The sequence below is a fragment of the Bradyrhizobium erythrophlei genome (genome assembly GCF_042430365.1).
In the GTDB taxonomy this organism is placed as follows: domain Bacteria; phylum Pseudomonadota; class Alphaproteobacteria; order Rhizobiales; family Xanthobacteraceae; genus Bradyrhizobium; species Bradyrhizobium erythrophlei.
In genome coordinates this window covers 1-1,266 of sequence record NZ_JBHMET010000202.1, presented here as the reverse complement: position 1 = coordinate 1,266, position 1,266 = coordinate 1, and the positions used below count along the sequence as shown (strand labels likewise).

Here is a 1,266-nt window from a genome sequence, read left to right as displayed (position 1 = left end):
AATTGAAGAAGGCTTCAATCTGAACGTGAGTAGCAGCTTAAGCGATTCGCGAGCCCTAGGGTTTCCAGAACAAGCCGCCTAGGGCGATCGCGGCGACTAAGGCGGTAAACGCCAAGACCACGACATAGAGGACCTTGCCGTTCGTTCTGCTCGGCACTTTGCGCCAGTGCATGGCGTCTCCTCGCTCATATTTTCGGCGCAGCACCGGCCCGGTCAAATACTGGCGTTTTTTCGATATCGCTGGAGCCACTCCCGGAAGGCGTATCTTCGGTCGCGTGCCGCAACAACTCGGTGCTGGCGTCGAGTCCGTCGACGGTTTCGTTTGCCTGACTGCCGGAGTCGTGCGGGTGAGCGGGAACGTGTCCGGCGCCGGAACCAGTAACGGCATCCATTGCGCTCGACCGACGTGGCGTCCGATTTTTCTGTGTCGTCGGAACCTCCCTGACGAGTCGATTTTTTTCGCTCGCTGCAGCCTCCCGCGCCAGCCGTTCTGCCTTTAGGCGCTCTCGGTTATCGTGGAACGCTTTTTGCGCTTTGGCGTAATCGGTCATAGCTTCCTTCGCTTCAGCCTGTCTGAATACCTTGCGGGCTTCGCGTTCCACGGCAGTCGGTGCCCGTCGGTCTCGGTCGTTCATCATCGTCGACCTCCTCATTTGGGCTCAACCAGTCAACGCATAGAGTCGGCTTTCGATCCGGCCCGCCCGATCGCACGCGAGGAGAAGCCGCTAGGATTTGCGCCAGGTGGATCAGCTCTCGATATGATTCACCGTCGAGATCGGCCATCTGCCCTCGTGTCCTCTGATCGAGATGCGAAGCCCGTGCTCATCGTCGAGGAAGACGTCATCAATTGTGCCGGCCTTGCCGCCGGTCAAGACGACAGTCCTCCCGACCAGCTCCTGCTCGGCAGCATCCAATTCGCGGAGGATGTTCATGGCTCGCTTGTCGCCGTTGCTCGAAGCGCTCATGAGCGTCGCGCTCACCCATTTGGGCTGGCAATTCTAGCACGCAAATGTACCTGTTTTGGGTGCTTTGAGGCCCACCGGTTATCCCCACCTTTCAAGGTTCCGCCGCGATGAAATCTTGCCTGATCGCAAGTTCTGCACGCAGATTACCTCGACGGGATCGGTGTGCTTCGTGGGACAGGACGACCGTCTACTTGGTGCATTGGCAATAGTTTGTCGGTGTTTGCTCAGAGCCCTGGCTCCCGTGGTGGTTGCATTTTGAACGCAAAGTGTGTGCGCCAGCGTTAGCTCGCTCGGCGCTCAG

The 1,266-nt window shown here is 58.7% G+C and carries 2 protein-coding genes; both read right to left on the bottom strand.

The genetic code is table 11. From position 1 onward, the window contains the following. Positions 1–185: 185 nt before the first annotated feature. A complete protein-coding gene (locus tag ACFFWD_RS29195; RefSeq protein ID WP_376971207.1) occupies positions 186–638 on the bottom strand; it encodes a hypothetical protein in 453 nt (150 codons plus the stop codon). A 108-nt stretch (positions 639–746) separates the two neighbouring features. After that, positions 747–965 (bottom strand): PRC-barrel domain containing protein, encoded by a 219-nt coding sequence (locus ACFFWD_RS29190; RefSeq protein ID WP_376971205.1) that lies wholly within the window; start codon positions 963–965, stop codon positions 747–749. Between the last annotated feature and the right edge of the window lie 301 nt (positions 966–1,266).

Excerpts from the sequence above, each read along its gene's own strand:
- ACFFWD_RS29195 (WP_376971207.1), bottom strand. The coding sequence starts at position 638 with ATGATGAACGACCGAGACCGACGGGCACCGACTGCCGTGGAACGCGAA.
- ACFFWD_RS29190 (WP_376971205.1), bottom strand. The coding sequence starts at position 965 with ATGAGCGCTTCGAGCAACGGCGACAAGCGAGCCATGAACATCCTCCGC.